Below are 5,216 nucleotides of genomic sequence, written 5' to 3' on the forward strand. Positions count from 1 at the left end.
CGGTGCTGCGCAGCAGCGTGCCGGGGCGAAAGCTCATGGGCTTGAGCACGCCGGGCACCTCGAACCGGCTGGCATCGAAGGCGTCCGGTCCTTCGCGCACCAGTTCCGCGTCACCGGGCAGCGCGCCCCGGGCGCCGCGCCGCACCAGTTCGGCCCACAGGGGCACCTGTTCCGGCGTCAGGCCCAGCAGCCCGCAGATTGCCGCATCCAGCGCCACGCCGGAAGCAGAGGCCCCCACAAGCCCCAGATGGTACGGCTTGCCGGACCCCGGCCCGGTCACGTGCATGGCCTCCACCCCGTCCAGCAGGGCGGCGGTGGGCGGCAGGGCCGCCGCCACCTCCACCAGCGCGCCCTCGAAGCGATGGTCGCGGTCGCCGTGGCGGGTATGCACGAAGGCCTTGCGCACGCCCGGCACGCAGCCGAAAAGGTTCTTAACCGCCAGGGTAACGCGCATCTGGCTGTGCGCCTTCAGGCGGGGCACGCTGAGCACGCCGTCCGCCTCCAGCGCGCTGCGGGCCACGCCAATGGACCCGCCGAACGACAGGGGCACCTGCACCGCATCATCAAGGGGAGTGACGGACAAGCCGAGGGGGCGCAGGGCTTCGGCAAGGCCGATGGCCTCTGCCACGCCGCGCGCCGTGCCGAAGCCCGGCGAATCGGCCACGGTGATGCGGCAACCGCTGTCCAGCAGCCACGCGCAGGCCGCGCGCACCACCTGCGGATGGGTGCAGCTGAGCGCCGGGGTGGCGCGCAGCAGGTTGGGCTTTACCAGCACGTGACCGCGCGGCGGTATCCAGCCGGAGGCGTCCAGCGCCTCTGCCACCATGCGCCCGGTGCGCTGCGGGTCGTAGTCCGGGCAGCGCAGCAGGGCCACGGGAACGGGCAGGGCGGCATCGGGCGCAAGGGCATCAGGATGGCCGGAAGGGGACGTGCCGATGAACACCGGTTGCACGGGTGCGCCGTTCGGCTTGTCAGCCGCCCCCGAAGGCCTGCCCGCCCCACCCCCTTGCCACGGGGCAGGCAGGGGCACGGGCAGGCCGGAATGGCGAGCCGGGCCAGACTGGCAAGACAGGCAAGATTTGCGGGACAGGCGGGGCTGGTCCGAATGCCGGAACGGGTGGGTCACCGGGCCTCCCCGTCCGTGGAAAGGGTGGCGATCTGGTCGATGATCATGCGGGCGTGGGTCTTTTCCTGCGTGGCCAGATCCAGGAAGGCGCGCTCCGCAAGGCCGCCCAGACCGCTGCCGCGCCGCGCCTCGTCGGCCAGGGTGCGGTACAGGTCGTAGGCGTTCATTTCCACTTCCAGCGCCAGTTCCGCGATGTCCAGACAGTCGCCGCTGGCGGCGTCGCGCAGCCACGGCTCCAGATCGGCCACGGCCATGCCGCCTTCCAGCACACGGCCTTCCAGCGCATCGAACAGTGCGTCGAAGGGCGGCAGCGGGCCGCGCGTGGCGTCGCCGTGGGCGTCGGCGTCCCAGCGCTGCGCAAGATGGTGATAGACCACCTTGGCGTGGGCCAGTTCCACGCCGATCAGCCGGTCCATCAGCGCGCACACGGCGGGTTTCGGCCCGGCGGCGCGCACGCGGGTGTACAGCAGGTGGGCGGCCTTTTCCATGTCCAGCGCACGGCGCAGCAGTTCCTCCATGCTGCGCACCCCGGCAAACACCTGGATGCGGGGGCTGTTGGCCACGGCCTGTCCGGGCCCGGCGGACCAGGCATTCATGCCGCCGGTCAGGTTCAGGATGCGGCCCCCCGCAGTGGCATCGGAGCCACCCATTCCCCCCGTGGCATCGGGGCCACCCATCCCCGCAGTGGCATCGGAGCCACCCATTCCCAATGACGGCGCGGCGAACCTGCCGCTTTCCGCCGCCATCACTGCCGCCGCCGCAGACCGCCCGCCGCTGCGGCAGTAGAAGACGTGGTCCTGCGCCGGGTCCAGCGTGGCCAGCAGACGGGCCAGTTCGCCCACGGGCACCAGCCGGGCGCCGGGGATGTGCTCCTGCCGGTACTCCTCGGGCTGGCGCACGTCCACCAGCACGTAGCTGCCCTCCGGCCGGGCGGCCATGTAGTCGCGCAGGGCCTGCGGCGAAATGGATTCGATGGGAACGCGGGGCGATGGGGTCATGGTGCCTCCTGCGGGTGGATGCTACGGGATGGCGCGGGCCGGGGACAGCGGACAAGGGCAATGCCTCGGACAAGGGTGCGCCCGGCGGCACGTGCCGCCCGCCGCCATTCTACCCGACACGGCCGTACCTGCAAGGGCATCGTATCATGCGCGCGACACCGCCGTGGCATGCCCAGCCTTCGCCCACGTCATGCGCCCGCCACGGCCCTAACGCCCTGCTCCCCCGTCACGCCTTTTCGCGCACTTTGAACCATTTTCATGTTGACAGCACCGGCCACCGGGGCTACACACCTTTTCTCGCGTGTCGGGATGTAGCGCAGTCTGGGAGCGCACCTGAATGGGGTTCAGGGGGTCGGAGGTTCAAATCCTCTCATCCCGACCAGCTTAGACACGCAAAGGCCGTCGATCGCAAGATCGGCGGCCTTCTTCGTTTGGCGCGCAAGCCGTGGCAACGCGCCTACAGGCCGTACTGGGTGCGGATCAGTTCGTACACGCCCTTTTCACGCAGCGTGTCCACCGGCGCAAGGAAGGTGGCGGTAACCGTGCCGGGCGCGCGGCCAATCTGGATGTTGCCGGTGATGGTGGCGCGGTTCATCACTTCCGGCACCGGGCACCCCAGGAACGCCGCCGCGCGCTCCAGCGCGCAGGACGTGGCGTCGTTGAGGTTGGGGCCGGTGCCCACGAAGGAGATGGGCGCGGATTCTTCCAGTTGCACGCCCCATGCGTCCGCCTGCTGCCGAGCCTGGCGCTTTTCGTCCTCGCTCAGGGGCCGGGCCAGCAGAGGCAGGTCGTCGTATACCGGCAGGATGATGGGACCGCCGCAGGTCACGCCCTTCAGCACCGAAACCTGCATGGTGATGACCCCGGCCACGTCGGCGGTGTGGCCCGCGATTTCGCCGTCGCCCTGCATGGCGTGCATGTCGCCCACGTACACCCCGCCACCGGGCACGCGCACCGGCGTGATCAGCACGGCCCCGGCGCGCACGCGGTTGATGTCCATGTGCCCGTCGGTGACGTCGGCCAACTGTTCCTGGGTGATGGCGTATTCATGCGGCGCGCCCACGAGGAACGAGCCGAAGTCTCGCGCGTTGTGCGAATCGGGAATCTGCCGGGTGGGCATGACGCCAAGCTGCCCCACGAAGGGGATCATGCGGCTGACCACGCCGGGGATGTCGCTGGGGGCCAGGGCCACCACCGGGTTCTGGATGGAATTGTCCGGCGTGCACATGTACTCGCGCGCGTTGCCGGCCACCCGTTCGGCGGCGGCCTTGTTAAGGGTGACGCCCAGCGTGCCCTGTTCGTTGAAGGCGATGGTGTAGCCGTTGGTGAAGGCAAAGGGCGCTGCGGCTGCCCCGCACGCCGCGCAACGGATGCAGTCCGGCCCGCAGCCTTCCACGCAGGTGTTTTCGTACAGCGCGCCGCACTGCGGACATTTGCCCGCCACGTAAGGGTCGCCCAGGCAGCGGTCCGCGAACATGCTGTCGTTGCCGGACGCCGTGACCCGCGAGGTGACCTGGACGGACAGGATGCGGATGGCGATGGAATCGCCCGGTTCCGCGCCCTGCACGTAAACCGGCTGCGTCACCTCGTGCCCGCCCCGGATGGCGGGGGTAAGCATGGGCCCCCAGCAACCGGGCGCGGTGTTGGCGACGATGATGCCGCCGTCTTCCACCGGACCCAGCATGGGAACATCCGGGCCGAGGATGCCGTTGGTGAAGGTGTTGACGAAGACTGTCCTGTTCGCCACGAGTGTGCTCCTTTTGTAGAGGTGGAGGTACCGCAGGGGGACTGGACAGAGCCTAAGCACTTTGCGGTGCGAATGACCAGTGCCGAGAATGGGAGTAGCGCTTGCGGCGGAACGCGCTGCGCACCCCGGCTGGCGGAATGCCGGGATGCACAAGGGCTGGCTGGCCCTGGGGTGAAAGGGCTGGCCGCATGCCGGCGGAGAAGGACTGCCCGCACGGGGAAAGGACGGTTGCCCCCTGCCCGGCGCTTCCCGCATCCTTCGTCGCCGCCCGGCAGACCGCGCCGCAAGGGGCGGCACAGGCGGCATTGACGCCTCCGGACTGCTTGGCTAAATTGCCAAATACGCACATTCCGTGCCGCCAACCGCCCTCCTGACGCGGTGTCGTCCCGCAAAGGCTTCCCATGTCCACAGCCGCCATTGCCGCATCCACAGCCCCCCGGCAGGATGCCCTGCCGCCCTATCCGCGCAAGCTGTTCGTGGAGGTTACCTCGCGCTGCAACCTGCACTGCCGGATGTGCGTGAAGCATTCTTCCGCCATCAGAGCGCCGGAAGGCGACATGACGGCGGAAACGTACGCCGCCCTGCTGCCTGCCATGCCGCACCTGAGCGGCCTTGTGCTGAACGGCGTGGGCGAACCGCTGCTGCACCGCGACCTTGAAACGTTCATCCGCCTTGCCAGACAGCATATGCCGCCGGAAGGCTGGGTGGGCTTTCAGACCAACGGGCATCTGCTGACGGAGAGCCGGGCGCACGCGCTGCTGGACGCCGGGCTGGACAGGATATGCCTGTCCATCGACGCCGTTTCGCCGGAGCTGTTTTCCACCTGCCGGGCCGGGGGCGACGTGGACCACATGGAGCGGGCGCTGGCCAATCTGGCGACGGCGCGCGCGGCCCGGCCCGGTGCGCCGCTTGCTGTGGGCGTGGAATTCGTGGTGATGCGCGACAACCTGCACGAACTGCCCGCCACCCTGCGCTGGGCCGCAGAGCGCGGCGCGGACTTTGCCATCGTCTCGCACGTGCTGCCCTATGCCCCGGGGATGTCCGAACAGGCCGTATTCGGCACGAACACGGAAGAATCGATGCGCTTCTACCGCGAATGGCAGGCGCGGGCCGAGCGGGAGGGCATAGACATCCGCCGCTACTTCGACGTGGTGTGGCGGTTTCGCTTTACCGAGGAGGAAACGCGGATCACCGGCTTCATCCGCGAAATGACCGAGGCCGCGCGCGAGGCGGACGTGCCCCTTCACCTGCGCAACCTGCTGCGCGATGCCGACGCCCACGTGCCCGAGGCCGAGGCGGTGTTCGACGCCGCCCGAGCCGTGGCCCGCGAGCACGGCCTGCACCT

Annotated in this window: 4 protein-coding genes and 1 tRNA gene; 2 read left to right on the plus strand and 3 right to left on the minus strand. The window is 69.5% G+C overall.

Features of this window, described 5'->3' with window-relative positions; genetic code table 11:
- Together FVW20_RS06975 and FVW20_RS06980 are read right to left on the minus strand one after the other, a co-directional pair.
- A partial coding sequence (locus FVW20_RS06975) for a DUF362 domain-containing protein (protein ID WP_307831412.1) occupies positions 1-952 on the minus strand: 952 nt, incomplete at its 3' end.
- A gap of 170 nt (positions 953-1,122) precedes the next feature.
- Complete coding sequence (locus FVW20_RS06980; RefSeq protein WP_196608863.1) at positions 1,123-2,124, minus strand: rhodanese-like domain-containing protein; 1,002 nt, start codon at positions 2,122-2,124, stop codon at positions 1,123-1,125.
- A gap of 305 nt (positions 2,125-2,429) precedes the next feature.
- On the opposite strand from FVW20_RS06980, the gene FVW20_RS06985 reads away from it, so the two are divergent.
- Positions 2,430-2,506 (plus strand) — tRNA-Pro (locus tag FVW20_RS06985).
- A 75-nt stretch (positions 2,507-2,581) separates the two neighbouring features.
- On the opposite strand, the gene FVW20_RS06990 is transcribed toward FVW20_RS06985, so the two are convergent.
- On the minus strand, positions 2,582-3,871 hold the full coding sequence (locus tag FVW20_RS06990; protein ID WP_196608864.1) for an acetamidase/formamidase family protein: 1,290 nt from the start codon (positions 3,869-3,871) through the stop codon (positions 2,582-2,584).
- A gap of 401 nt (positions 3,872-4,272) precedes the next feature.
- Between FVW20_RS06990 and FVW20_RS06995 the strand changes: the two genes are divergently transcribed.
- On the plus strand, positions 4,273-5,216 hold a 944-nt coding region (locus FVW20_RS06995), incomplete at its 3' end, for a radical SAM/SPASM family putative metalloenzyme maturase (RefSeq protein ID WP_196608865.1).

Source organism: Nitratidesulfovibrio oxamicus, assembly GCF_015731765.1.
Lineage (GTDB): Bacteria > Desulfobacterota > Desulfovibrionia > Desulfovibrionales > Desulfovibrionaceae > Cupidesulfovibrio > Cupidesulfovibrio oxamicus.